Origin of the sequence: Enterococcus sp. 9E7_DIV0242, assembly GCF_002140975.2 — a bacterium.
In the GTDB taxonomy this organism is placed as follows: domain Bacteria; phylum Bacillota; class Bacilli; order Lactobacillales; family Enterococcaceae; genus Enterococcus_L; species Enterococcus_L clewellii.
The window spans coordinates 4326016-4351922 of record NZ_CP147247.1; the positions used below are offsets into that span (position 1 = coordinate 4326016).

The window sequence follows — 25907 nt, forward strand, 5'->3', positions numbered from 1 at the left end:
ATTGAATCAGTAAATAGTTGAAAATAGTGAAAGAGGTTGTGGCTTTAGCTACAGCCTTTTTTTGTTGTTTAATCGGAAGAATTGATTCTTAGAAAATAAACGCATTCGTTTGCGAAATGAATAGCTGACCTTACTTTTTTCTAGTTAAGTGCATCTATAATTAAAATCGGTCTATATCTATATTTTATTAGAAATAAGAAGAAATAGAATCCTGTTATCGGTAACATCATAAAAACGCTTGCAAAATAACGCAATCGATTGCACAATAAGGGTGTCAAAAAAATAATTTTGGAGGGACCAAAATGAATAAAAGAAACTGGAAAAAAATTGGTTTAGGTTTATTGGCATCAGGAGTTGTTCTTGGATTAGCAGCATGTGGTAATTCATCTGATTCAGCAGGCGGTTCAGATAGTGGGTCATCTGGTGATAAGACAACCGTCGATATTTTCCAATTTAAAGTGGAGTTCAAAGACCAATTTGAAGAGTTGGCGAAGAAGTATGAAGAAGAAAATCCAGATGTAAAAATCAATGTTGAAACAGTTGGTGGTGGTTCAGATTATGGAGCAGCGCTGAAATCGAAATTCTCTTCTGGGAACGAGCCGGATATCTTTAACATTGGTGGTCCCGAAGACGTGGATATGTGGATTGATAGTTTGACTGATCTAAGTGAAACAAAGGCTGCTGATCAGGCACTTGAAGGTACATTGACAGGGGCAACGAAGGATGGCAAGGTTTTGGGATTGCCATATAACATTGAAGGCTATGGCGTACTTTATAATAAAGAAATTTTTGAAAAAGCAGGCATAGATGCAGAAGCAATCACGACTCTGACTGACCTTGAAGATGCAGCAAAAACATTGGAAAAGAAAAAGGATGAGTTAGGCATCGATGCACCGTTTGCACTTGCAGCAAAAGAACAATGGATCACAGGGTTACAAGGATCGAATGCATTTTTAAACGCTGAATTCGACAATGATGTGATGAAAGCTTTTGAAGCAGACAAAGTAGAATTCACTTATGGCGATCAATTCAAGAAATACATCGATATTTCTAATAAATATTCTGTTCAGCCGACAAACAGTCTGGATTATTCACAACAGGTCGAGCAATTATTCTCTAATGGGAAAGTAGCAATGACGCAGCAAGGGAATTGGGTTTATACAACGATTGAAGATATCGATGAAGAATTGGCAACAGAAAATATTGGGCTACTTCCTATCCCAATAGATGGTGTAACAGAAGGAACGATTCCTGTTGGTGTTCCGATGTACTGGGGTGTGAATCCAAATGGTTCCGATGAAGAAGTTCAGGCAGCAAAAGATTTCCTTGATTATCTGTATACTTCTGATGAAGGAAAACAAATCGTTTTAGAAGATTTCAAATTTGTGCCGGCATATGAAGGCTATGACACAGATAAAATTTCAGATCCATTATCTAAAGATGTCTACACATATTACACAGAAGGTAAGACAACAGGCTGGGTGTTCATGGGTTATCCTTCCGGCTGGGGCGAACAAACACTTGGCGCACAAATCCAAAAATATGTTGCCGGAGAAGCTTCTTGGGAAGAAGTTCTGAAGACATCGCAGGACAAATGGGCAGCTGAACGAAAATAGTTTTTATAGAAAATAGTGGGATCAAAAAAAGCAAGTACGAAAGAGTTAGATAGAAATCCTGCTTTTTGGTAAGAGTATATGGCGGGACAGAAGCGGCTAAAGGTATGGCTCTTCTGTCCCAGCCTCGTTACATAGGAGGGGACAAAAAAATGAAGCATCAAAAGAAAACCTGGTTTTATTTATTTGCAGCACCTGTAGTTCTGGCACTGATCATTGTTGTGGTTATCCCATTTTTATATGGTGTCTATTATTCGTTTACAAATTGGGATGCAGTGGCTAAAGGCGAATTTATCGGCTTGGCCAATTACCAAGCACTGTTTTCAGATAGCGGCTTTTGGTCAGCAATCGGCTTTACAGTGAAATTCGCTGTAGTATCGATTCTTCTGATCAATGTGATTGGTTTGGGGCTGGCGATGCTGGTTACTAGTAAATTCAAAGGAGCCAACTTGCTGAGAACGGTATTTTTCATGCCGAATCTAATTGGTGGTTTGATTTTAGGTTTTATTTGGCAATTTATTTTCATCAATGCGTTTGGTGCTATCGGTGATGCCCTTGGCAATGAATCGCTGAAAACTTGGCTATCAACAACGCAAACCGGATTTTGGGCATTGGTGATCGTGATGTGTTGGCAAATGTCCGGGTATATCATGGTTATTTACATCTCTTATCTACAAAATGTTGATGACGCATTATTAGAAGCTGCTGATTTAGATGGCGCAACGGCTTGGCAAAAATTTTGGCATGTCAAATTTCCACTAATTATGCCTGGATTTACAGTTAGCTTGTTCATGACCTTATCTAATAGCTTCAAGCTTTATGACCAAAACCTTTCATTGACAAATGGTGGGCCATACAACTCAACACAGATGGTCGCAATGAACATCTATAACAGTGCCTTTGTAGAAAATAAAATGGGGTATGCGCAATCAAAAGCAGTTATCTTCTTTATCATTGTCGCTGTTATCTCGTTGGCTCAGGTTTACTTGACGAAAAGAAAAGAGGTTGAAGTCTAATGCAGAAACAAAAAGCAAGCAGTCAGCTGCTTCGGGCAGCCGTAGGGTTTATTTTGGGTCTCGTGTGGCTGATTCCGTTTTACTTGATGATCAGCAACTCAGTCAAAACCAAACAGGAAATTTTTACGAATCCGTTGGGTATACCGGATTCCTTTACTTGGGACAACTATCCTGAGGCGTTTACACAATTAGACTTTTTGAAGACCTTATTTAATTCATTACTTATCACAGTAGTCAGTGTGGTCGTAATTGTAATCTTTTCTTCCCTTTGTGCGTATGCGTTGGAGCGGATGCAGACAAAACTAAGCACATTTATCTTTATGGTTTTTGTGGCGGCTATGTTGGTTCCTTTTCAATCGGTAATGATTCCATTGATTTCACTATTTGGGAAAGCACAAATGCTGAACCAGGCCGGGATTATCTTTATGTATCTGGGCTTTGGGGCAAGCATGTCGATTTTCCTTTATCATGGGGCTTTGAAAAGTATTCCCAAGGCATTGGACGAAGCAGCAATTATCGATGGAGCGAATCGTTTTCAGGTATTTTGGAAGGTCATCTTCCCGATGCTGAAACCGACGACAGTAACTGTTGTTGTGTTGAACACAATGTGGATATGGAATGACTATTTACTTCCTTCATTAGTTATCAATTCACCATCTACGCAAACGATCCCATTGAAGATGTTCTTCTTCTTTGGTCAATATACAAAGCAATGGCATTTAGCGTTAGCCGGTTTGGTCATCGCAGTTCTGCCAGTTATCATTTTCTACTTTGTTATGCAAAAACAAATTATTAAAGGAGTTGCCGATGGCGCGGTGAAATAGGCTGCGGCAACAGTTGGAGGATTGACATGCATAAACGACTATTTAACATCGATCCCTGGAAGATTTCAACAGATCATCTGGATCGAGAAAACAAACGCTTGATGGAAAGCTTGACATCTATTGGCAATGGGTACATGGGAATGCGCGGCATGTTTGAGGAAACCTACAGTGGCGATTCTCATCAGGGGGTATATCTTGCAGGTGTCTGGTATCCGGATAAAACACGGGTTGGTTGGTGGAAAAATGGCTACCCGGACTATTTTGGAAAAGTGATCAATGCAGTAAACTTCGTCGCTGTTGATATTTTCATTGATAATGTACCGCTCGATCTTGCGCAGACAGAGGTAAATGACTTCCATGTGGAGCTAGATATGAGAAATGGACTTTTGACTAGAAGCTTTATTTACGAAGCGGAACAGACCGTCATTCGATTTACTTTTGAACGTTTTGTCAGTATCGTAGAAAAGGAGCTGGGGTTTGTTCGAGTAACCGCGGAGGTCTTGACAGGGACACCGGAGCTTCGTTTGATATCCAAAATGGATGGCAAGGTTCGTAATGAAGATAGTAATTATGAAGAAATGTTCTGGGAAGAGAATGCTCGTGAACACCAAGGGGAAACGAGCTATTTAACGATGCAGACGATTCCTAATGATTTTGGTACGCCACGTTACACAGTGACTGCGATGATGAAAAACACTGTCCGTCAGGAAACGACAAGTGAGGTACTGAATGAACCGTTTGTCACTGGAGATGTGTTTACATGGAGTGGCAAACAGGGAGAAAGCGTGTGCTTGGAGAAAGCAGTCGCAGTTGTGACCAGCCGAGATATTCCGGAAGCTGAACAGGCAGCGACTGCGCAACAGCTTCTTCAAAACAGCAGTACAGAAAGCTTTGATCAGCATCTAGCGAAACAAACAGCCGCTTGGCAGGAACGCTGGCAGAAAGCCGATGTTCAGATTCAAGGAGATGACGAAGCACAGCAAGGGATACGCTATAATTTGTTTCAGCTTTTCTCGACCTATTATGGAGAAGACGAACGGCTGAATGTCGGACCAAAAGGCTTCACGGGTGAGAAATATGGCGGAGCAACCTATTGGGACACAGAGGCATATATCGTGCCAATGTACTTATCTGTTGCTGATCCCGAGGTGAGTCGGAAGCTGTTAGAGTATCGCTATAAGCAGTTAGATGGTGCAAAAATCAATGCGCAGCGTCAAGGGCTGAATGGGGCTCTTTATCCGATGGTGACCTTTACCGGTGTCGAGTGTCATAATGAATGGGAAATCACGTTTGAAGAAATTCACAGAAATGGTGCGATGATTCATGCAATTGCCGATTATACAACGTATACTGGAGATAAATCCTACTTGTTGACTGATGGCATCAAGGTTGTTGTTGAGGTTGCACGTTTTTGGGCCGATCGTGTCCACTATTCGATTCGAAACCAGCAGTACATGATTCATGGTGTGACCGGTCCCAATGAATATGAAAACAATGTCAATAATAACTGGTACACAAACTATCTTGCGGTGTGGTGCTTAAATTATGCATTGACGAATTATGAAGAGGCGGATGCAAAATCGAAGGCTGAGCTGAATGTTACCACAGCTGAGAAGGATAAATGGCAGGACATTATCACAAATATGTATTATCCCGAAGATGAGGAGCTGGGGATTTTTGTTCAGCATGATACCTTCCTTGATAAGGATCTGTCTCCGGCAGTAACATTGAGAAAAGAGGATCGACCGCTTAATCAAAATTGGTCATGGGATCGAATTTTACGCAGTTGCTATATCAAACAGGCGGATGTACTACAAGGGATCTACTTCTTTGGTGATCAGTTCACTCTGGAAGAGAAGAAACGAAATTTCGAGTTTTATGAGCCCTTGACTGTACATGAATCTTCACTATCACCATGTGTGCATGCTATTTTGGCAGCAGAGTTAGGTCAGGAAGAAAAAGCAGTAGAATTATATAAGCGGACAGCCCGTCTAGATTTAGATAACTATAACAATGATACGGATGACGGATTGCATATTACATCAATGAGCGGGAGCTGGCTGGCGATCGTTCAAGGCTTTGCCGGTATGAGGAACTATCAAGGGCAGTTGAGCTTCAATCCGTTTTTGCCTGAAATGTGGGAAGGGTATTCCTTTACGATTAATTATCGAGGACGCCTGGTTTCAGTCATGACGGATCAAAAGCAGGTAACGATTAAGCTTCTTGAAGGAGAGCCGTTGGAAGTACAGCTCTATGGAAAAGCGAGCTTGTTAACAGAAAAATTGACCGTTCCTTTGATATTGAAGGAGGAACAGGGCGTATAAGTAAAAGAAGGAGAGCGTATGGAAAAGACCTGGTGGAAAGAAGCTGTTGGGTACCAAATCTATCCCCGCAGCTTCAAGGATAGTAACGGAGATGGTGTGGGTGATCTGAATGGTATTAGAGAGAAGCTGCCGTATCTCAAAGCGGTGGGTATCGATTTTATTTGGATCAATCCGGTTTATGAGTCTCCGAATGTGGATAACGGCTATGATATCAGTCACTATCAGGAAATTCTGGCAGAGTTTGGAACCATGGCGAATTTTGATCAGTTATTGGAAGATGCGCATCACATGGGAATCAAGGTCATCATGGATTTGGTCATCAACCATACTTCGGATCGACATGAGTGGTTTAAGGAAGCGAAGAAGAGCAAAGACAGCCCGTTTCGTGACTATTATATCTGGCGAGATGCGGAAGAAGGAAAGCCGCCTTCTGATTGGCAGGCAATTTTTGGTGGTTCGGTGTGGGAATACGATGAAGAGTCTAAGCAGTATTATTTCCATGCGTTTGCCAAAGAACAACCGGATTTGAATTGGGAAAATGAGCAGTTGAAAAAAGAAGTATTTGCGATGATCAGCTGGTGGTTAGACAAAGGGATCGATGGCTTTCGGATCGATGCAATTTCCCATATCAAGAAAGATGCGTTCCATTTGCCGACGGATTCAGAGAATGTCGCGGGAAGGTATCAAAATATCACAGGGATCGGGGAGTATCTGAAAGAGCTGAAGCAGGTATTTGATCGCTACGATATTATGACGGTTGGTGAAGCGAGTGGTGTGACTGCGGAAGAGGCTGAAGATTGGGCCGGTCATGAGGGCTATTTCGATATGATTTTTGAATTTGAGCATATTGGTCTATGGAAAAAACAAAAAGAAGCTCAGTTTGATATCCGAGCCTTTAAGCAAGCTTTATCTCGTTGGCAATATGCGTTGGATGGGAAAGGCTGGAACGCCCTTTACATGGAAAATCATGATGTCTGTCGGTCAGTATCTGTTTTCGGCAGTGAGGTACCAGTGTATCGAGAACGATCTGCGAAAGCATTGGCGATGATGTATCTGTTTTTACAGGGAACCCCGTTTATCTATCAAGGGCAGGAAATTGGGATGACCAATATGCACTTTTCTGATATTGATGAAATTAATGCCTTGGATTCGAAGCATATCTATCAGGAGCTCGTCGATCAGGGAATGGATAAAGCCGAAGCTTTGGCAATCGTCAGTCAAACAACGCGTGATAATGCGCGAACGCCCATGCAATGGGACGACTCAGTCTATGGAGGCTTCTCTGAGACAAAACCGTGGCTTGCTGTGAATCCGAATACCAAGGAAATCAATGTAGCGAGTCAATTGACCGATGCAACGTCCGTTTTAAGCTTCTACCAGCAGTTGATTCGGTTGCGTAAGGAAAGTCAGGCATTGATTTATGGCAGCTTTGAAGAGTTGATTTCTGACCATGAGCAGATTTATGCGTATCTTCGTACAGTGGTAGATGAAACATTTTTGATTCTTGTCAATCTATCTGGAAAAGCAGCCGAGTATCAATTGACGGGATCATTAGGATCAAAGGAAGCTGTCTGGGATTTGGTTGTGAGCAATATGGAAGAGCCAGATGAGGTGTCGATAGAGACAGATACTTTAGCACCTTTTGAAGCAAGAGCCTATAGAACTACCGGAAAGTAAAAATGCGAAACATGACAGAAAATCATAGATAGCAGGTGGTATGAGGATGAAACAGGAAACAATGGGGCAGATGGAGCAAACGGGTAAGTGGTGGCAGCAAGCAGTTGTTTACCAGATTTATCCACGAAGCTTTCAGGACAGTGATGGTGACGGTATTGGCGATCTGCAAGGGATCATTTCGAGAATCGATTATTTGAAGAAGCTGGGAATTACAGCAATCTGGCTTTCTCCGGTTTATAAGTCACCTAATGATGATAATGGCTATGATATCAGTGATTATCAGGCTATTATGGATGAGTTTGGTACGATGGTGGATATGGACCTATTGATTGAAAAGGCCGCTGCGGCCGGAATTCGACTTATTATGGATTTGGTTGTCAACCATACGTCTGATGAACATCGATGGTTTATAGAATCTTCCTCTTCAAAGGAAAGCCCGTATCGAGATTATTATATTTGGCGAGACCCTGTTGCAGGAGAAGAGCCAAATGGCTTACGCTCGATTTTCAGCGGTAGTGCTTGGCAGCTGGATGAAGCAAGTGGACAATACTATCTTCATCTTTTCAGTAAGAAGCAGCCGGACTTGAATTGGGAAAATCCGCAGGTAAGAAAGGAAATCTATGACATGATGAATTTCTGGTTGGACAAAGGGATCGGTGGTTTCCGCATGGATGTGATCGATTTGATTGGCAAGCAGCCGGATAAAGGATTGACTGATAATGGGCCGAAGCTTCATGACTATTTACAGGAAATGAATCGGGCGAGTTTTGGCAGCCATGATGTCATGACGGTCGGTGAAACTTGGGGAGCAACGCCGGAAATTGCTAAGATGTATTCTGATCCTGCACGTCAGGAGCTGTCGATGATTTTCCAATTCGAACATGTGACACTGGATCAGCAAGAAGGAAAAGAAAAGTGGGACTTAAAGCCATTAGCTATTGCTCAATTAAAAGAAGTGCTTTCCAAATGGCAGACCTCCTTGGGCGATCAAGGTTGGAACAGTTTGTTTTGGAACAATCATGATTTACCGCGAATTATTTCTCGTTGGGGCAATGATCAGAAGTACCGCGAGCAAAGTGGAAAAATGTTTGCGATTTTGCTGCATATGATGAAAGGCACGCCTTATATTTACCAAGGTGAAGAGATTGGAATGACCAATCGACCGGTACAAACGATTGAAGAAGTCCAAGATATTGAAAGCATCAATATGTACCATGAACGACGAGCCGCTGGTTTTTCAGAAGAGGACATTATGGTTTCTATCAACACGAAAGGGCGAGACAACGCCAGAACACCTATGCAATGGGATTCCTCCGAAAATGCAGGCTTTACCAAAGGCACACCTTGGCTACCGGTCAATGACAATTATCTTGAGGTAAATGTAGAACGGGCGTTAGCAGATCCAACCTCCATTTTTTACACGTATCAGAAATTAATCCAGTTACGAAAAGAGCATCCATTGATTGTTTGGGGGGAATACGAGCTGATCGATACAGACAAACAGGTCTTTGCTTACTATCGCCGATATAAAGGAGAAAAGTGGCTGGTTGCTGCCAATATGTCGGATGAGCCTCAGGAGCTTGAGCTGCGTGAGAAGGCAAAAGAAGTAATCATCAGTAACAATTCAGCTTTATCGCTTCATTCAGACAAGGTGATTCTTCAGCCATATGATGCCTTTGTCGTTCGTGTCTGATTGCTTCATCGTGTATAATGAAAGGAGAGGTGGAGTGGAGACGTTACTAGGTCACCTTTCCTTAAATCCTAACAAAAGTGGGACAAAAGCAGCGTCTTCAGCAACAAATCGAGAGTGTTGAGAATCACTATAGTGTTAAAAATGGATGATGAACAATACCTACTCGGGATTTGAAGCTTAGCACTTCTGTCACATTCTCATAAAACCATGAAGAGGTGATGGCAATGGCAACTCTTTCTGATGTTGCGAAGCTGGCAAATGTATCGAAAATGACGGTGTCACGAGTAATCAACCATCCTGAAAAAGTGACAGATGAGCTGAAGGAGCTGGTTTATAAGGCTATGAAGGAATTGGACTATCATCCGAATATAGCGGCCAAAGCATTGGTTAAGAACCGCTCTCAAATTATCAAACTGTTCGTTTTAGAGGAAATTGATACGACCGAGCCTTATTACATGAATTTATTGATGGGGATTGCGAGAGCAGTGGGCAAGGAGCACTATTCCTTACAGCTAGTCACTAAAGATGGATTTGATACGGGGACTTGTGATGGCTATATCATCACAGGCTTTCGAGCGCATGATTTCCAATGGATCGACAGCTTGGAAAAGCCAGTTGTTTTATTTGGTGAAAATGATCATGGGATTGATTTTGTCGATAGTGATAATCAGTACGGCACAGAAATGACAACTAATTATGCGATTGCTTGCGGCTATGACACAATCATCTATATTGGTATTGATGTGGAGGAATCCTTTGAAAAATCTCGTGAGCTTGGATACGAGAAAATCATGAAGGCCAACGGCAAACAACCAAGAATTGAGCGGTTTAATAATCGTTCTACGTTAAGTCAGCTATTTATTGAAGCGTATTGGGAGGAGTTCTCAAAAAATACGTGTTTCATCTGCAGCTCGGATCGCTTGGCGATCGGCGTGGAGAGAGGAATCGCAAATTGTGGTGGAAAAATTCCTGATGAGTACGGCATTATCGGGTTCGATGGTGTATTTTTAGATCAAGTCAGTTCTCCAAAGCTGACGACAGCAAAACAGCCTATCGTTAAAATGGGTGAGGTTTGTGGGGAGATGCTTGTCAAAAAAATCGAAGAAGATGGACAAAGTCAAGGGTATCGACGTTTTCTGCCTGAGCTGATCATAAGAAGCTCGACGAAACAGCATGAAAATAAATAGGCAAGAGTGAAGCACTACGTATTTCTCTGAATCAAAGCAATAGTTTAGAAAATAAAGATAAAGCGGCAAGCAAAATGGCCGCTTTTTTTGTTGTGTCTTTGAAAAAGAGAGTCAAACCGTTGTCAGTAAACTTTTCCCGTAGCGAGGAATGAAAAGTAAAAAAAGCTTGAATATCATTTTTAATCGTTTTACCATCTATATGACACACACGATTTAAAGCAAACTGGATGACGATCAATGCTTTGAAAGGAGTATAGCTGGTGATTGAGATAGATAAGGCTGGAGGGAAATCATGAACACATATAGACAAGAATACATCAAACGTATCAACTATCTACAGGATTACATAGAAAAATATATTGAAGATACTCATACCTCAGAGAAGCTGGCGGAGGTTTCAGGATTTTCAAAATACCACTTCCATCGGATTTTCAAAAGTATTACAGGGGAGTCTATCTTTGAATATGTGACTAGAACAAGACTAGAACAAATTGCCAGTCAGCTTGTTCATCGTCCGGATTTGTCAATTACGGATATTGCTTATCGATTTGGATTTAGTGATTCAGCAGTCTTTTCGAGATCCTTCAAACGTCATTATGGTATCAAGCCAAGTGAGTTTAGGCAAAAATACAGCAACAATTGCAAAGATTCTTCCTTCGATCCCTTCTATACTAAGAGAGTAGACAGTCAGATCAATGAAGTAACAGCGGAGGTGGAAATTATCGACATGGATTCGTTTCCTGTTCTCTATGCAAGGAAAATCGGGGCGTACAAAGAGCTATATGATTATACAGATTCTTTTGCTAAGGCGATCAATGATTTATTTGCTTTCGGAATGAGTCGAAACCTAATTGATGAGCAGGTCAAGGTGCTATTTGCCTATCATACGTATCCGGATTTTTCAGAGGTGGAAAAACAACGAACGAGTTTTTGTGTCTCGATCACTGAGCCTGTCCACATTGATAATGAAAGCGAGATTGGCTGTATGACTGTACCGGCCGGCAAGTATGCTGTGGGACACTTTGAGATTTTTCAGAAGGAGTATCCGGATGCTTGGAATTACCTGTATGGGGAATGGCTGCCGCAGAGTGGTTATCTTCCGGGAAATTCTTTTCCATTCGAAGTATACCTGAATAAGCCAGAGGAACATCCTCAGAACAAGCATATTGTAGATATTTACATGCCGATCGACCCATTCTCGTGAGATACGTTTTGACAGGAAAAGGGAGGAAACATCATGGAACAAAACAAGCAGACGGAACTGGCACAAATTATCAATAAGGAGTACCCAAACACAGCAGGTTTGGTTATTGTGAAGGATGGAGAAACGTTTTACGAGGATTATTTCAACGGCTGCACTGCAGAGAGCCGCATCCACATTTTCTCTGTGACCAAAAGTATTATTTCTCTTTTAATTGGGATCGCGATCGACCGCGGCGAGATTAAAAGCGTTGATCAAAAGGTCTTAGATTTTTTCCCGGACTATGAAATTTCTGAGGATGAAGAAACGATACAAAAGATTACAATCGGTCATTTGTTGACGATGACAGCCCCCTTCAAATATGAAGTCGAACCGTATGTGGAGTACTTTACAAGTGAAAACTGGGCGGAGTTTGCTTTACAGCTTTTAGGAGGAACAGGAACAATTGGCTCGTTTCAATACAGACCAATTGTTGGCCCAGATATTCTATCAGGGATATTGGTAAAAGCAACGGGCCGTACGGTTCTCGCTTACGCAACAGAACACCTATTCTCTCCGTTAGGAATCACAGTGGCTTCCGACATTGTCTTTCATAGCCAAGAGGAACAATTTGCTTTTTACGAAGCACAAGATATCAGTGGCTGGGTAGCAGACCATGCAGGAACGAATGCAGCGGGTTGGGGTCTGACACTATCGCCGCTTGATATGGCTAAAATTGGTCAGCTATATCTAACTGCTGGCAACTGGCAAGGGAAACAGCTTGTGTCAGCAGACTGGATTGCTGACAGTACAAAAGAGCACAGTCGTTGGCAGGAGATGAATCTCGGATATGGTTATTTATGGTGGTTGATCGATGAGGATTGTTACGCAGCGATGGGGGATGGCGGGAATATCATTTATATAAATGCCAAGAAAAATTTGGTTGTAGCCAGCACGGCGTTATTCGTTCAAGAGGCGAAGGATAGAATCGACTTCATTAAGGCGCATATCGAGCCGTTTGTTGACTAGGGAGTACACAAGTCTGTTTAGCGTTCGATCAAAGAATAAGTGTCATCGCCTGTCCAATAGGCGATGATACTTATTTTTCTGCATTCGTTGTTTTATGGCACTTAAGGCTGATAAGAAAATAGGTTCTTGGCTGGATATGTTTTTTTAAGGTGGATGCTATACTAGAAAAAAAGCGATCGGAGATGTTTTAAAAATGAAAAAAATGGCTATTGTTATCTTTAATGTATTGGTTACTTCTTGGGCGTTATTCACGGTTTATGTGCTGATTGCCAGCGCGTGGTTCTCACTTACAATGTTTGCTATCTCACCACTGCTAGTGATTGGTGCTTCGATAGTAGGATTACAACACTTCATGATTCTGAACTTTGGTTTATCTGTTCTTCTAGCAATGGCAGCGATCATTCTTTTACCTGCACTACTTAAAGGAACCAGAGCTGTTCAACGCTTTGTTTCAGGATTCTTCGCACAAATGAGTCTGATTTGGCATTCATAATAGATGCAAAAATGAGCGATTGCTTTTGAAAGCAATCGCTCATTTTTCTATTTGTAGTCCCCTAAAAATTGTCCTGTTATCGATGCGGAGTGATTTACGGCATCCTCAGGCGGTCCCTCGAATAGAATGGTTCCTCCTTTTTTTCCAGAACCTGGTCCAAATTCGATCATCCAGTCTGCTTCCTTGATCAGAGCAGTATTATGTTCGATCACATAAAGTGTATTGTTCTTGTTCAGCAGTTCCTCAAAAACACTTAAAAGTGCTTGGGTATCTTTTATACTTAAACCGCTTGTCGGCTCATCCAAAATAATTATTTTCTCATGACAATCAAGATTACATGCCAGCTTTAGTCGCTGCAACTCACCACCAGACAAGGTATCTAATGTTTGTCCTAGAGTCAAATACCCCAAGCCGATTTCATTCAACCAGTGCAGCTTGTCGGTGATTCGCTTTTCTTCATTGAAAAAGGAGACGCTCTCTGAAACAGATAACTCAAGTACTTCAGCGATATTTTTTTCATGATATAGATACATCAACGACTCCTGCTTGAATTTTTTTCCATGACATAGTTCACAATCAGAACGAACAGCTTCTAAGAAAGCAAGCTCTGTTTCGATATAGCCCTTTCCGCGGCAAGCGGGACAAGCACCTTTTCCATTGAAGCTGAAATAGCCGACAGGAACATGATTGATTTTTCCGAAGATTTTCCGAATATCATCTAGTACTCCTACATAAGAAGCAATCGTCGAACGATTGCTGGTACGTATCCGTTTTTGATTAACATAAAAAACTTCATCTGTGTATTTTTGGCGTAGCCCTTCAGCAAAAGAACTTTTTCCCGAACCGGCAACTCCTGTAATTGCTAATAAGCGATGAAGTGGGAGCTTGATAGTCACATCCTGCACATTGTTCTTTGAGATATTTTCAGCCGTGAAAAATTGATTCGTAGCGCCTCTCTTTTTCCTATGCAACGGTGGGACGAGCCTCTGTCGTGCCTCCCAATCCGCGTAGGTGCCACTACTGAGAAGTTGACCGCCATGACGACCTGCACCGGGTCCTAGCTCATACACTGTATCTGCAAGTTGAATGATTGCTGGATCGTGGTCAATCAAGAGAAGCGTGTTGCCATTTTTTTTGATGGCTTGAATGAGACGACCGATCGCCTGCATATCTTGTGGGTGGAGACCTGTACTTGGTTCATCCAGAATATAGAGCATATCTGACAGACTACTGCCAATCGAACGAATCAGCTTGATTCGTTGAGATTCACCGCCTGAAAGCGTGCCGGTTTCCCGAGAGAGACTGAGATAATCCAGCCCAACCTGACAAAAATAGGTTAGCTGTTGAATAACTTTTTCAGTCACTTGTCGTGTTTCTTTTGGTTCAAGCTGTTTCAAAAAAATAGCTAACTCATCCAACTGCATATCTAGACACTCACCAATATGCTTTCCATTGATTTTACAGGAAAGTGTTTTTGCATTCAGGCGAAATCCGTGACAATCAGGGCAGCCATTTTGTTGGGTGACACGTTGGATTTCCGGCTGATATTTTTTTGCCAACTGCGAAGAGCTTTGAAGAAACGTCTTTTTGATACGAGGGATCACGCCCTCGTACACCGATGACTTGTACCAGCCCTCAAGTGGATGAGGCGGTTTTAGCTCTGGTGAATAAAGCAACAGCTCTAGTTCTTCTTCTGTAAAATCCTTGATCTTTTTATCATTATCAAACAATCCAGAGTCGACATATCGTTTCCAGCGATAGGTTTCCGGCTCGAAGGTCTCGAAACGAATAGCTCCTTCATTCAACGATCGTTCCTTATCAAGTAATTCATCAATGATGAATGTTGACACTGTTCCTAATCCTTCACAAGTAGGGCACATCCCAGCTGGATTATTGAAAGAAAAAACGTCAGAGTAACCGACAAACGGTTGACCAAAACGTGAAAACAATAGACGCAAGGTCGGATTGATATCTGTAGCTGTACCAACAGTCGATCGACGATTATCACCGAGTGGTTTTTGATTGACAATGACGGCAGGAGAAAGATTCTCTATCTGATCAACTTCAGGAATCATTAGATGAGGCATCCGATTTCTCACATAGCTGGGATAGGTTTCGTTCATCTGGCGCTGTGCTTCAGCGGCAATCGTATGGAAGACCAATGACGATTTTCCAGAGCCGGAGACACCAACAAACACATTGATCCGATGCTTCTCAATTGTTACATCAATATTTTTTAGATTTCCGGTTCTTGCCCCTTTGATTTTTATTTGACTCATAGTCATTCCTCCTTTACTCTAGTAGTATATAAAATAAATATGACAATAATTGTCATATAAAAAGAAAAAGAGGCACATTCATGAAAAAAGAACAGGTACTCTATGAAATGATGTGGTATATTCAAAATAAAAAAGAGTTTACCGCACAAGAGTTGGCTGACCGTTTTCACTTGTCGATTCGCAGTGTCTACCGCTATATCACAGATCTTGCAGATTTAGGGCTTTATGTGGATAGTAAGAAGGGACGAAATGGCGGTTTTACGGTACTTGCTAATCAGGTTCTGCCGCCGGTCTTATTTACAGAAGATGAAATTACGGCATTATATTTTGCTATCCAATCATTACAAAATTTCGAAGACTTTCCTTTTCAGATGAATACAATCACTGCGGGAGAAAAATTGTTAGCTGTCGTTCCACAAAAAATGCAAGAGAAGCTGCTGCATTTGGAGGATCATTTCCAGCTGTCTACACCAAGGCAAGTTGTAGAGAACTCTTTTTTGAGTGAGCTGATGCGCGCATCCATGGATCATTTGAAAGTAGAGATCGATTATCACTCACCGAAGCGCCAATCAATCAAACAGTTGGAGCCGATCGGTATCTATGCAAATAATGGATTTTGGTATCTATTTGCCTTCGATGCTGAACAAGAGGAGACGCGGCATTACCGAGCGGACCGTATCCAACGAGTGACGATTTTGGAAGAGCCGAGTAAAACTGAGCTAACCTTGGCTGAACTGGACAAGGAGTTTATTCCAAAAAAACCAATAAAAATGAAGGTGGAGCTGACAGAAAAAGGGGTCCGACAATGTATGGAAAATAGATATTTATATAAGGGGATTATTCCTAAAGAGCATGGCGGAGTATTGGAGCTTATGGTCGCTCATAGAGATATTCCTTACACAACCACCTATCTGTTGCTTTTAGGAAAAGAAGCAAAAGTGATCGAACCACCAGAGCTGGTCGATCATTTAAGGCAAAGGGTACAAGAAATAGAAGCTTTGTATCAATGAAAAATAAAACGGATGAATAAAGTACAATTTTCCTTCAAGACTGTTGTCTGCTGGGATAAAATAGATAGAGAGACTGCAAAAAAATAATTATTTTGGGTAATAATAGAACATAGGAACTCTGAAGAGTGAGTGAGGAAAAGGAGGAAGATACATGAATTTCTTACAAAAAATATTTGGTAAAACAAAGCAAGTAAGCGAACCGGTACCAATTATTGAAAAGGTAGAAAACAACCAAAACCCTGAAGAAATCAAAGAAAGCTATTTGACACTTGTCCGGTTGCTCAGCCAGGACAATAATCGGGCGGCACAAGGAATGGTCTATGCTTTGGAGGATTCAACAAAGTTTCTTGAGCAATACAAAGCGATGTTTGCTGAATGGTATTCCATTGAAACGACTGTCGAGGAGGTCGAGAGCTATCCTACTTGGGATTTATTCAACTATGTGTTGTACGATGAGGGCTATGTGACATTAAACGACTGGAAATCAGCGGCAGAGGATTTTGTTTATTTTCTGGAACAAATCGTGGAAAAGTATGGGGAGACATTGGATCATAGCAAAATCACGAATCAGGAAGAGATGGCGCCGGAATTTTTTGAACAGCTGAAAGCAGCCTTGCCGCAAGGCCTTGCATTACTAAACATAGATATCGATTCAGACTCCTACCAACTAACAGTGGTGCCGGTGGATAAAGTGAATGCGGTTAAAGATGCTGCAGCGGTGGTAGGTGGAAAAATAGAATGGTATTAACTGCTTAATGTAAGAAACTATGATTTGATGTATAGAAATGCTGAAGAGGAGCGGATAGCATGGTCATTGAATTTGAAGGGTATCAGCTGGAACTTCTTGTCTATGGAAAAAAGTGTTCCAAAGAACAATTGGCGAGGTGGATTCATCATTTAACTGTTCAGTATCCTAAATTGACAACCAAGAAATTGGTTGATCGTTTTATTTTCATGTATGATTACCAGCAGCTACCCGTAAGCCACTCAAATCAAGAAGCAGATTTGCTGGTGGATATGGATACGTATATGGTCTTTGACCAAGGGAGGGTGTGAGACGCATGGGATTTTTCGTCAGAAATGCAATGTCTGAGGATGTTGATGCGCTTGTTTCTATGTATAATGTCGCTACGCAAAAATTGATGGAAAAGGGGATTCATCAATGGTATTATCCATGGCGACGATCAGTCATTGAAGAAATGCTTTCAACTGTTGTTGTTTTGTTGAAAGATCAGCAGCTTGTTGGAGCAATGATGATCACTGGTATAGAAAGGGTTGATGAAGAGTCAGAGGATATGGAATCACTCTATATAGAAAAACTGGTCATACATCCAGCTTTTCAAGGGCAACGAATGAGTAAACGACTATTTGATTATGCACGTAAGTTGGGACGTGAGCAAAAACAGGCAGTTTATTTTGATTGCTGGGCAGGGAATACACGGTTGATCGATTACTATTTGAACGAGGCAGAACAGATAGCTGTAGTTGATGAAGACGAGTATCAAGTTGCGGTGTTCAGGCTCAACTAAAGGGGAGAAACGAATGGAAGAAAAAAGGGTATCAGTAATGGAGCATTTTACGCAACAAATGACTTCTGAGTCGCAGGCGGAACTGATCAAGAAATGTTTTTATATAATTAGAAACCATAAGTCTGAAAGGGACCAACTGTTTCAAGTGTTGGAAAATTGCTTGGAGGGTCTGACTCCTAAGGCGTTGTTGGATACGGTCAAGGAACTCCGAGTCTTTTCCTACTACAAGGATAAATGGGGATGGGGGGAATGGAGCCAGAGAAAGCTGGCTTTCAGTTTAAGGAAAAAGCCAGCCGTGTTTTGGCTTTGGCTGACTGCTCATCCCAATGGTCATATTAGAGAGCTTGCATGGATCAAGTTAGAAAAGGTATCAACGAAATTCAAGCTTGTTTTTCTCCTTTTGACTGTGAATGACAATGTTCCTGTGCTCCGACAGAAAGCGATCTATCTACTGATGAATGAGAATCAGTTCAGTAAAAAGGAGCTGATTTTCAGCTTACCCTTTATTCAGCGACTAGGCGGTTTGGGCCATGTGGAAAGCCGAGCCGTACAGAAATATTTTATTCACCTATTGCTGGAAAGACCTGATATTTTACTGGAGGCACAGCAGTCAGACGATCCATTTATTTATCGTTATGCCTTTGAATTGAGCTTTCTACCAGATAGTAGAATCATAGCTGAAAGTATTCTGCACGGGTTAGAGAAATCAGATAGGGTTACATTAGCAAGAACCTTTAGGGAGCTAGTACAAACTGCAGAAGATAAAGAAGAGCAGATTAAGAGTCTGCTGTCACATCCGCAAACTGTCATTCGGAAGCTTGCTAGTAGCTGGTGTTACAATCATTTGAAAAGAGAAGCAGCGATGATTCCTTTATTACTTGATTCAGCTATGAGTATCCGCTATCTGGCAAGAGATTATGTGAGTAACCATTTTCCGGATGTTGTTATTCGTTCATACTATCTTGAACATGTTTCTAGTCATGAGGTCACTTCAATTCAGGGACTGGCCATGCTTCAAGACAGTAGAGACAGTGAGCGAATGTGCGCACGAAAAAATGACCTTAGGAAAAAAATCCGAGTTGCCGTTTTAACTTGGCTGAGCTGTCTACCAAAAGAAGAGAGACTGGACTATTACATAGTTGCTCTTGGCGATATATCCAGAGACGTACGAAAAAAAGCAGAAATACAATTGGGAGAATTATTTCCTTATTTCCACGTTCAATTAAAGCAAACGTTGTTCGAGCGCTTTAAAAAAAGTAAGGAAGAGAAGGAGCAGCTGAGTATCCTCAATGTTCTTATCCATGGTACAAGGAAGGAGTACCTATTTCATTTGTTTGACTTGTATCCGGATAGCATAAATGACACTGTACAAACAGAAATCAAAAGACGAATTATTCTATGGGAGTATGAGTGGAATCGGCGGTTTTTTATTGCCTTTACGGAGGAGGAACAGGCGCTGTTAAAAGAAGGCGAAGAACAGGTTCAACTATTTATATTTGATAATAATGAAAAATAGGAAAGTAAAGAGGGAACCAAAGATTCTAAAGAGAAGATAGTTACCAATAGTTGATTATAGAAAGGGAACTGTATGAAGAAAAATTTTCAAGACTGGCTTCACATTGCGGCACATATTCCGGACACTATAGAAGTGGATACTTTCTGTCCTTCGTGTAGCTGTGCATCAGTGGACTATTGTTACTGTGGCGATCGAAAAACAAGGGTGGGCTATGGTTTGTTTTGGTGTATGAGCTGTAAAAAAGGGATTCATATTAGTCGATTAACAATACCGGAAACAATACCAGACGGAAAAATTGCCTATTTTGATGATCCGAATGGAGCAGAGAAAATGACTCGCTATGTGCCGGAGTTTGAGCGGATCACGCCATAGGGAATATAAAAAAACCGAAGCAAAAACCGTTGAGTTGGTAGTTGTTTCGGTTTTTTATCTAGTTTTTTAAGACGAATGATTGTGTTTTTTACTCAGTAAAATAAGGGAACATGCACTTATTAATGAAAGGAATCCACTGTATATCAAACTATTCTGATCACTTTCTCCTGTTGCTGGAAAGCTTTTCTTTTTAGTTGTGGTTTCTTGCTCTGTAGTAGTTGTAGCGGCCGTTTCAGCAGAATCAGAAGGGCTGCTTTCAGATGAAGCGCCAGTTGCTAAAGGAATTTTAAAGAGAACGGGTTCGCTAAATTCGACGCCACCAACTGTATAAACGATGACGGACATCAATCGTCCGGTTTCAAAATTACTACCTGATATAGAGAAGTTTCCATTAGCGTCAGCATGGACAACTTGAAGTGGCTCCTTTGTTTCTAAGCCAACTTCATAGAAGTAAACACTGGCATATGGGAACGTGATGCCTGTAAGCATATTTGTCTGTGCATCATAATTAATTGTTGGAGCATTCAATGTTGGACTATCACTTTTCACAATATACGTACAAGTGATGACATAACTTGTACCATTAGTATCTGTTGCGAGTAGTTTTGTTGTATGCAAATCAAGTGTTGCTGTCGTCTGATCGCTTCCTTCTTGGAATGCTAAGGTGTGAAACCTTAATTTCAATACTTGCTCAAGGACAGCTTTAAAATCTTCTGCTTTAGGTGTAGCGCCCTTGGTGTACGAAGCAGCTGGACTAGCTGTGTGCTTTAATTCAGTGACGATGTTCTCTTCTGATGAAGCGGTAGTATCTGTCTTTGCTTCCGTTGATGGTACAGTAGCTTCGCTTGACTCAATGATAGCTGGTCCGCTTTCTTCAATGGATGGGGTAGTAGTCTCAGCCTCTTTAACGGATTCCTCCGAACGTGGGGTGGTGACTTCTGTACTAGAAAAACTACCTTCCGCTTCTTGAGAATCTGTTTCTGCGAAAGCTGAAAATCCAAAGGAAAAAGAACCAATCATTAATAAACCAACCAAACCAATTTTTTTCATAATATCCCTCCTATAGTATCGTTGCAACGTTATTGTAACATAAAAGATATGAAAAAGACATGTAAAAGTCATTTTTGAATTATTTATTTATAGCTTATTTCCATTCTAAATATGAGGAATAGTTATGAAAACAGTGTTCACAGACAAACGAAAGAAAATAGCGTAAAATGGAAAATGAAAAATAAAGCGTAATTGACGAGAAATCGTAAGTTAGATGGAGGGAAACAATGAAAGAGCTGATCGATAAAATCAATCATTTTAGAGATGAAAGGGAGTGGAGACAATACCATCATCCAAAGGATTTGGCAATCTCAATTTGTCTTGAGGCATCAGAACTGCTTGAAAATTTTCAGTGGTTGACAGATGAAGAAGCTGTAAAAGAAAATGAGGAAAACATTCGGCAAGAGCTTGCAGATGTTCTGATATATAGTTTAATGTTGGCTTCTGATTTGAACTTGGATGTTCATGAAATCATTGAAAGCAAAATGACATTGAATGCATTAAAGTATCCAGTGGAAAAAAGTAAGGGGAGTAGAGAAAAATACACAGAATTTTAAATTTTAAAACAATAAAAAACGATTAATTTTCTATTTGTGAATGTTTATGTTCTAAATGATGTAAATATTCGCATATTAACTGGAAATTACTTATAAAATTGGGTACAATAAACGTACTGGTGCTATTGTACTGGTATTTGGGTAAACCTGTAAAAAAATTGTGGTTTTTTTACAGGGCCTCGCAGATTGGTTGGCGCCGATTTGTGAGGTGCCTTTTTTTTGTTTATCGTAAAAATGTAGGATAGAAAAAAACGATATCGGCAGCTGCCCGATATCGTCGCAATAGCGTATACCAAAATCAATACTCTTTTGCCGGATTGGCGCACAGAAAAGAATTCCTAGCGGAAGAAATGAATTTTCTGTGCTGGAGTATGCAAAAAAACATTGGGAATTGGTACTATTGGCAATAAAGTTGGGCAATTGTGGTTGTCTCAACATTCTTTTTGCTCGGTTGGCGCCGAAACAGAAAGAACCAAATATATTTGATAATTATTTTTTTCTATCCTACTATTACAAGTATATACGAACAAAAACAAAAGGCAAGACAAAAAGTGAGAAAAGAATAGCGTTTTTGTGGAAAATAACACAGATTTCAGCTGAAGTAGCTAATTTTTTGCCAACGTATTAATGAGTTGGTAATCTTAAAATAATAGTTATATCAAAAATATCATTTATTTTCATATCTTTTTTTGAAGCAAAACAACTTAAAATAGAGGGAGATGTTCCAGTGACCTTGGATAGATTGATTTGATTATTCCTTTATAATCAGAAAAATCAGTATTTTCTCATTATTCTTCAAAAGAATTCAAAAAAATGATAATTAGTCTAATTCTATTTATGTTAGAATTACTTGATATACAAAAATAAAATTTTCTGAAGTTATGCCTTAATAAAAAGAATTGATTAACGGAACAACAGCGTTTTTAAATGAAGAAATACATAAGAACAAATGACAATTTTTCATAGCACCAAGAATAGTAGAAAGGGAACTGACTAAGATGAAAGAAGAAGCAAACAGAATTGATCTACTACGCAAAAATCATCAAGAAACCTGTGAACAGCTACAACATAATCTTTCGTTATTACTCCTTGATGTTGAGGAACATTCGGAGCGCAGTCATTCAACAAAAGAATACCATGACAAGGTATTGGTTCCGCTGATTAGAGGAGCAGCGCTATTGGGAGACATGATTGGGGAAGCAAATGTAAAATTTTCAGAGGAGTATGTATTAGCAGCACATCGAAGTGAGATCAGTACAAGTGATTTGGAGGATCAAATCATTCAATGGGATCAGTTGATTTTGGAGGTTCAAGGTAAGCTGAAGGAGCTGGCAGTTTCAGAGCTTGATCCATTAAATAAAGCCTTTCAAATCAGCAAGTGTACAACCCTTTTGGGATTATACGGCTCAATAAAACGTGAGTTGAAGCATGAGCTAGCCCAGTATGAACGCGTCATAGATTCCTCCTCTGCAATTATTGAAGAAATCGCCTGCTTGAATAAATGGATCAATCAAGGCTATGAGCTAGCGAATGGTTGTTGGGATAAAACGACGGCCGTATTTACAGAACCTGAACCAGAAGAATTTGAATGGGTCACGCAGCTCAAAGAGGCAGAACAAAAGTGGTTGGAGAAGCATCAGTCAAAAAAATACTTGCTTGATCCATTTGAACACTAGACAGGAACGGTGGGTGTGAACCCTTCAAGATAATCCATGCTTGACTATTTCTAAGAAAGCTCCTAAAAAAGGGATCATTCAGCCTTTTTCGCATCTATCATAAAAAAGAAAGTTTTTGATTCTGCTTTGCCTGCCGAAGTTCTTTTAAGGTTTTTGGCTAAGGGTAGAAAAGTATAAATTCAGAGTTATCTATTGTGAAATGTGTGGATATTCGATATAGTAAATGATATATGCTTATGATTCAGGGATACAAAACTCACTGAATTTCTTTTTCACAGACTCTTTTTTGAGTTGCTGTTGGATGAGGGAGGAGCTTCCTTAAAAGATACGAAAAAGGGGAGTATAAGATGTAGTTTGCTGAAATGAAGAATGACTTGATAAAAGGAGAAAATGGGATGACGAGAAGCGAAATCAAAAAAAAGGCGCAGCAACTGCTGCATAGGAACTATGGGCATTGGAGTACCTTGATCATGATTCCATTCATTATTATGGCGATTTACTCTTTTATCATTTTTGTAGGGATCGGAGCAACAAGCACTTATGACAGCTACAATTATGAGGACGACAGTGAGATTTATCGTTCTTGGCAGGATGATACGGATTCAGATGGCAATTACTATAATGATGATTATATGGAAGGCTACAATGACGGCTATGACGATGGCTATGATGATGGGTACGACGATGGGTATTATGATTATGAAGATGAAGGCGGCTATTTTGATAACCAAAAGCCTGCTGATGAAGGACATAATTTGAACCATTCATTAAATACAAAGACTGAAACGGTATCTTTGATTAATAATACAACAAGAATGAGCAGCTACGATTATGGCTACTATAGAGTTAGAACGAGAACATTTAGCTTCTTCTGGTTTTTATTCATGTTAGTAATCATGGCAGCGACAATTTTGTATCAGGGAATGATTCGTTGGGCAGCAGTCGATAATGTAGAAGGAAGACCTTTCAGTTTGAGATTGACGTTCACAAAATTCTTTAAAGAAAACGGTAGACGAGCGGCAACAGCCAATTTCTTAGTAGTACTTTATACATTCCTGTGGACCTTGCTATTTTGGGTGCCGGGGATTGTCAAGCAGATTTCCTATAGTATGACCAATTACTTGATGAGAAAAGATGAAGCCCTAACGCCTAAACAAGCCATTGCTTTGAGCACAGAGCTGATGAAGGGCTATAAAATGGAGTATTTGATGTTTACTTTGTCCTTTATTCTTTGGTACTTTGCTTCGTTTTTCAGTGGAGGTATCGCATTGTTTCATGTGATTCCTTACTATAGTGTATCAGAGACATTATTTTTCGATGAAATCATCAAAGAGAAACATCATCTGTTCAGCAATGAGTTAGAAGATGGCTTCACAGATTTCTAATGAATTTTTCTGAGTAGAGGGTGTGACAGAAGCTGCTTCTGTCACACCTTTTATCCGGTTTTAAAGGGCTATGGCACATTAATGTCATCATCCCACTCTATCACTACCAAAAAAGGACCCGTCTGAGGTCCTTTTTTGATTACTCAAAGTGCTAGTCCACGGATTTGGTCATTTTAATAAACTCATAGGTGCCACCATTTGTTTGTTGAAGAAATGAATGACTTTCTTTGAAGCCGACTGCTTGATAGGCTTTGATAGCTCGTTTATTGAAAGCAGCAACGGACAGCTCCACCTCGGTTACCGCAGGAAATGTAGTAGTTAGAAACTGCAGGATTTCAAGAATAAATGATTGCCCCAAGCCTTTGCCTGTCAAATCAGGTCTAAGCCCCAAACCGATCTCAGCGGTGTCAGGTGTGTCAAGGATAATGACAAAGTAGCCGTACAACTCTTTGTTTTTCCATACTTCGTAATATTGGTTGTTTCTTTTTTCCGGATCAATCAACTCCTGATAATCTTCTTCATCAGCAGTGGCATCGTAAAAGGAATAAGGCTCTTCGTATTTCCAGTGATCAGCAATCGTAACGGCTGATTGTTGTGACATTGTTCGAATAATTGTTTTCATAGAAATTTCTCCTTTTTAGAATGAATACATAAGCCAGCTCAATGTGTAGAGGGCTGGCCTTTTCGACAACGAGCTCAATCCCGTTTTTTTGAGTATACTATCTATAGTAATCAGTATAACGCAGTGGGAATGGAAAAACAGTTTTTTTCCAAAGGGACTGTTCATTAAGGTCAGAGTTGAAAATTAGGCAGAGACTGATTTTTTCAGACACGTTCTAGGTTAAGTGCTATAATGTTGTCATGTCTTTGAGCGAAAGAAGAGATACCCATTAATGGTGTGTGAATCGTGGAAGCTGAATGTATAATTGGGTTACGTAGACACATGATCATGGCTTTCAGACAGAAAGCAAATGGCTAGTGCAATAATTAATTTTGGGAGATGAGTGAATGAAAGCAAATGCAGAGAAATTAAAAAATAAATTTAAGCAGCCTCAGGTAATCATTTATTTGGTTATAGAAATTTTGATCAATGCGATGCTTTATTACCCGATGTCCTTTGCTTATTCATTAGCAGAAGGGACGACAGACGGGTTTCAATTTATCTATTTAGCAACATATATGACAGTTGCTGGCGCTGTTTCAGGATTGGTTGCACTTATGTCAGAGAGTGGTGGTATCAGAAAATTTTTCTCGGGACTTTTTTTTGTGGCGAGTATACTTATAATCGTCTATGTCATCCAAAATCTTTTTCAAAGCTGGTTTGGCTGGGTGCTCCTATTGTTCCTTTTGGGTAGCTCGCTGATCATTTTTCAGAATATGCGAAAAGGTCCGGTAGTTGTGAGCCCAAAGTCAAAAAGTGAATAAAAACCAATGGCTGCTTCTATTCAGCAGATAAAAAACAGATAGTGAATGAATAGACAAATAATTAATCGAAAT

Annotated in this window: 23 protein-coding genes; 20 read left to right on the top strand and 3 right to left on the bottom strand. The window is 40.4% G+C overall.

Translation table 11 applies throughout. The annotated features are described in order from the left end of the window. The first annotated feature begins 302 nt into the window (after window positions 1-302). The 10 genes from A5888_RS20170 (at window position 303) to A5888_RS20215 (ending at window position 13036) form a co-directional block, all read left to right on the top strand. Window positions 303-1616 (top strand): ABC transporter substrate-binding protein, encoded by a 1314-nt coding sequence (locus tag A5888_RS20170; RefSeq protein ID WP_086349239.1) that lies wholly within the window; start codon window positions 303-305, stop codon window positions 1614-1616. Between the two features lie 149 nt (window positions 1617-1765). Continuing rightward, a complete protein-coding gene (locus A5888_RS20175) occupies window positions 1766-2629 on the top strand; it encodes a carbohydrate ABC transporter permease (protein WP_086349240.1) in 864 nt (287 codons plus the stop codon). Beyond that, complete coding sequence (locus tag A5888_RS20180; protein WP_086349241.1) at window positions 2629-3453, top strand: carbohydrate ABC transporter permease; 825 nt, start codon at window positions 2629-2631, stop codon at window positions 3451-3453. Before A5888_RS20175 ends, A5888_RS20180 begins: the two co-directional genes overlap by 1 nt. 26 nt (window positions 3454-3479) lie before the next feature. Continuing rightward, on the top strand, window positions 3480-5777 hold the full coding sequence (locus A5888_RS20185) for a glycoside hydrolase family 65 protein (RefSeq protein ID WP_170924774.1): 2298 nt from the start codon (window positions 3480-3482) through the stop codon (window positions 5775-5777). Between the two features lie 18 nt (window positions 5778-5795). Continuing rightward, window positions 5796-7454 carry a glycoside hydrolase family 13 protein gene (locus A5888_RS20190; RefSeq protein ID WP_086349243.1) on the top strand — a complete coding sequence of 553 codons (1659 nt, stop codon included), beginning with the start codon at window positions 5796-5798 and terminating at the stop codon, window positions 7452-7454. A 70-nt stretch (window positions 7455-7524) separates the two neighbouring features. Further along, window positions 7525-9147 carry a glycoside hydrolase family 13 protein gene (locus A5888_RS20195; protein WP_086349419.1) on the top strand — a complete coding sequence of 541 codons (1623 nt, stop codon included), beginning with the start codon at window positions 7525-7527 and terminating at the stop codon, window positions 9145-9147. Between the two features lie 224 nt (window positions 9148-9371). Next, window positions 9372-10334, top strand: a complete 963-nt coding sequence (locus A5888_RS20200; protein WP_086349244.1) for a LacI family DNA-binding transcriptional regulator — start codon at window positions 9372-9374, stop codon at window positions 10332-10334. Window positions 10335-10626: 292 nt separating this feature from the next. Next, window positions 10627-11538 (top strand): AraC family transcriptional regulator, encoded by a 912-nt coding sequence (locus tag A5888_RS20205; protein WP_086349245.1) that lies wholly within the window; start codon window positions 10627-10629, stop codon window positions 11536-11538. 33 nt (window positions 11539-11571) lie between these two features. Further along, window positions 11572-12543 carry a serine hydrolase domain-containing protein gene (locus A5888_RS20210; RefSeq protein ID WP_086349246.1) on the top strand — a complete coding sequence of 324 codons (972 nt, stop codon included), beginning with the start codon at window positions 11572-11574 and terminating at the stop codon, window positions 12541-12543. Between the two features lie 193 nt (window positions 12544-12736). After that, window positions 12737-13036, top strand: a complete 300-nt coding sequence (locus A5888_RS20215) for a hypothetical protein (RefSeq protein WP_086349247.1) — start codon at window positions 12737-12739, stop codon at window positions 13034-13036. A gap of 47 nt (window positions 13037-13083) precedes the next feature. Here A5888_RS20215 and A5888_RS20220 read toward each other — a convergent pair whose 3' ends face one another. Beyond that, on the bottom strand, window positions 13084-15315 hold the full coding sequence (locus A5888_RS20220) for an ATP-binding cassette domain-containing protein (protein ID WP_212647202.1): 2232 nt from the start codon (window positions 15313-15315) through the stop codon (window positions 13084-13086). Between the two features lie 80 nt (window positions 15316-15395). Here A5888_RS20220 and A5888_RS20225 point away from each other — a divergent pair, with 80 nt between their 5' ends. The 6 genes from A5888_RS20225 to A5888_RS20250 all read left to right on the top strand — a co-directional run bounded on the left by A5888_RS20225 (window position 15396) and on the right by A5888_RS20250 (window position 19742). Next, window positions 15396-16325 carry a helix-turn-helix transcriptional regulator gene (locus A5888_RS20225; RefSeq protein WP_086349249.1) on the top strand — a complete coding sequence of 310 codons (930 nt, stop codon included), beginning with the start codon at window positions 15396-15398 and terminating at the stop codon, window positions 16323-16325. Between the two features lie 151 nt (window positions 16326-16476). Beyond that, complete coding sequence (locus A5888_RS20230; protein ID WP_086349250.1) at window positions 16477-17073, top strand: DUF6630 family protein; 597 nt, start codon at window positions 16477-16479, stop codon at window positions 17071-17073. A gap of 59 nt (window positions 17074-17132) precedes the next feature. Continuing rightward, window positions 17133-17381, top strand: coding sequence for a hypothetical protein (locus tag A5888_RS20235; RefSeq protein WP_086349251.1), 249 nt, complete (start codon window positions 17133-17135; stop codon window positions 17379-17381). A gap of 5 nt (window positions 17382-17386) precedes the next feature. Further along, a complete protein-coding gene (locus tag A5888_RS20240; protein WP_086349252.1) occupies window positions 17387-17854 on the top strand; it encodes a GNAT family N-acetyltransferase in 468 nt (155 codons plus the stop codon). A gap of 13 nt (window positions 17855-17867) precedes the next feature. Further along, window positions 17868-19370, top strand: coding sequence for a hypothetical protein (locus tag A5888_RS20245; protein ID WP_086349253.1), 1503 nt, complete (start codon window positions 17868-17870; stop codon window positions 19368-19370). Between the two features lie 72 nt (window positions 19371-19442). Then, entirely contained in the window at window positions 19443-19742 is a 300-nt protein-coding gene (locus A5888_RS20250) for a hypothetical protein (protein WP_086349254.1), read from the top strand. Window positions 19743-19808: 66 nt separating this feature from the next. Here the strand turns inward: A5888_RS20250 and A5888_RS20255 are convergent, their stop codons facing one another. Next, window positions 19809-20792 carry an LPXTG cell wall anchor domain-containing protein gene (locus A5888_RS20255; RefSeq protein WP_170924775.1) on the bottom strand — a complete coding sequence of 328 codons (984 nt, stop codon included), beginning with the start codon at window positions 20790-20792 and terminating at the stop codon, window positions 19809-19811. A gap of 227 nt (window positions 20793-21019) precedes the next feature. Between A5888_RS20255 and A5888_RS20260 the strand changes: the two genes are divergently transcribed. From A5888_RS20260 to A5888_RS20270, 3 genes are all read left to right on the top strand, one after another. Next, window positions 21020-21349 carry a nucleotide pyrophosphohydrolase gene (locus A5888_RS20260; protein WP_086349256.1) on the top strand — a complete coding sequence of 110 codons (330 nt, stop codon included), beginning with the start codon at window positions 21020-21022 and terminating at the stop codon, window positions 21347-21349. A 998-nt stretch (window positions 21350-22347) separates the two neighbouring features. Further along, a complete protein-coding gene (locus tag A5888_RS20265) occupies window positions 22348-23025 on the top strand; it encodes a hypothetical protein (RefSeq protein WP_086349257.1) in 678 nt (225 codons plus the stop codon). Window positions 23026-23420: 395 nt separating this feature from the next. Beyond that, window positions 23421-24410, top strand: coding sequence for a DUF975 family protein (locus tag A5888_RS20270; RefSeq protein WP_086349258.1), 990 nt, complete (start codon window positions 23421-23423; stop codon window positions 24408-24410). Between the two features lie 151 nt (window positions 24411-24561). Here A5888_RS20270 and A5888_RS20275 read toward each other — a convergent pair whose 3' ends face one another. Beyond that, window positions 24562-25032 carry a GNAT family N-acetyltransferase gene (locus A5888_RS20275; RefSeq protein WP_086349259.1) on the bottom strand — a complete coding sequence of 157 codons (471 nt, stop codon included), beginning with the start codon at window positions 25030-25032 and terminating at the stop codon, window positions 24562-24564. Window positions 25033-25418: 386 nt separating this feature from the next. Here A5888_RS20275 and A5888_RS20280 point away from each other — a divergent pair, with 386 nt between their 5' ends. Beyond that, window positions 25419-25835, top strand: a complete 417-nt coding sequence (locus tag A5888_RS20280; protein WP_086349260.1) for a hypothetical protein — start codon at window positions 25419-25421, stop codon at window positions 25833-25835. Window positions 25836-25907 lie beyond the last annotated feature (72 nt).

Bases quoted from the DNA above. Each gene is read 5' to 3' on its own strand.
- A5888_RS20205 (WP_086349245.1), top strand. From the start codon at position 10,627: ATGAACACATATAGACAAGAATACATCAAACGTATCAACTATCTACAG.
- A5888_RS20235 (WP_086349251.1), top strand. From the start codon at position 17,133: ATGGTCATTGAATTTGAAGGGTATCAGCTGGAACTTCTTGTCTATGGA.
- A5888_RS20240 (WP_086349252.1), top strand. From the start codon at position 17,387: ATGGGATTTTTCGTCAGAAATGCAATGTCTGAGGATGTTGATGCGCTT.
- A5888_RS20270 (WP_086349258.1), top strand. From the start codon at position 23,421: ATGACGAGAAGCGAAATCAAAAAAAAGGCGCAGCAACTGCTGCATAGG.
- A5888_RS20280 (WP_086349260.1), top strand. From the start codon at position 25,419: ATGAAAGCAAATGCAGAGAAATTAAAAAATAAATTTAAGCAGCCTCAG.
- A5888_RS20210 (WP_086349246.1), top strand. From the start codon at position 11,572: ATGGAACAAAACAAGCAGACGGAACTGGCACAAATTATCAATAAGGAG.
- A5888_RS20170 (WP_086349239.1), top strand. From the start codon at position 303: ATGAATAAAAGAAACTGGAAAAAAATTGGTTTAGGTTTATTGGCATCA.
- A5888_RS20265 (WP_086349257.1), top strand. From the start codon at position 22,348: ATGAAAGAAGAAGCAAACAGAATTGATCTACTACGCAAAAATCATCAA.
- A5888_RS20225 (WP_086349249.1), top strand. From the start codon at position 15,396: ATGAAAAAAGAACAGGTACTCTATGAAATGATGTGGTATATTCAAAAT.
- A5888_RS20200 (WP_086349244.1), top strand. From the start codon at position 9,372: ATGGCAACTCTTTCTGATGTTGCGAAGCTGGCAAATGTATCGAAAATG.
- A5888_RS20250 (WP_086349254.1), top strand. From the start codon at position 19,443: ATGAAGAAAAATTTTCAAGACTGGCTTCACATTGCGGCACATATTCCG.
- A5888_RS20195 (WP_086349419.1), top strand. From the start codon at position 7,525: ATGGAGCAAACGGGTAAGTGGTGGCAGCAAGCAGTTGTTTACCAGATT.
- A5888_RS20245 (WP_086349253.1), top strand. From the start codon at position 17,868: ATGGAAGAAAAAAGGGTATCAGTAATGGAGCATTTTACGCAACAAATG.
- A5888_RS20275 (WP_086349259.1), bottom strand. From the start codon at position 25,032: ATGAAAACAATTATTCGAACAATGTCACAACAATCAGCCGTTACGATT.
- A5888_RS20255 (WP_170924775.1), bottom strand. From the start codon at position 20,792: ATGAAAAAAATTGGTTTGGTTGGTTTATTAATGATTGGTTCTTTTTCC.
- A5888_RS20185 (WP_170924774.1), top strand. From the start codon at position 3,480: ATGCATAAACGACTATTTAACATCGATCCCTGGAAGATTTCAACAGAT.
- A5888_RS20230 (WP_086349250.1), top strand. From the start codon at position 16,477: ATGAATTTCTTACAAAAAATATTTGGTAAAACAAAGCAAGTAAGCGAA.
- A5888_RS20175 (WP_086349240.1), top strand. From the start codon at position 1,766: ATGAAGCATCAAAAGAAAACCTGGTTTTATTTATTTGCAGCACCTGTA.
- A5888_RS20180 (WP_086349241.1), top strand. From the start codon at position 2,629: ATGCAGAAACAAAAAGCAAGCAGTCAGCTGCTTCGGGCAGCCGTAGGG.
- A5888_RS20260 (WP_086349256.1), top strand. From the start codon at position 21,020: ATGAAAGAGCTGATCGATAAAATCAATCATTTTAGAGATGAAAGGGAG.
- A5888_RS20190 (WP_086349243.1), top strand. From the start codon at position 5,796: ATGGAAAAGACCTGGTGGAAAGAAGCTGTTGGGTACCAAATCTATCCC.
- A5888_RS20220 (WP_212647202.1), bottom strand. From the start codon at position 15,315: ATGAGTCAAATAAAAATCAAAGGGGCAAGAACCGGAAATCTAAAAAAT.
- A5888_RS20215 (WP_086349247.1), top strand. From the start codon at position 12,737: ATGAAAAAAATGGCTATTGTTATCTTTAATGTATTGGTTACTTCTTGG.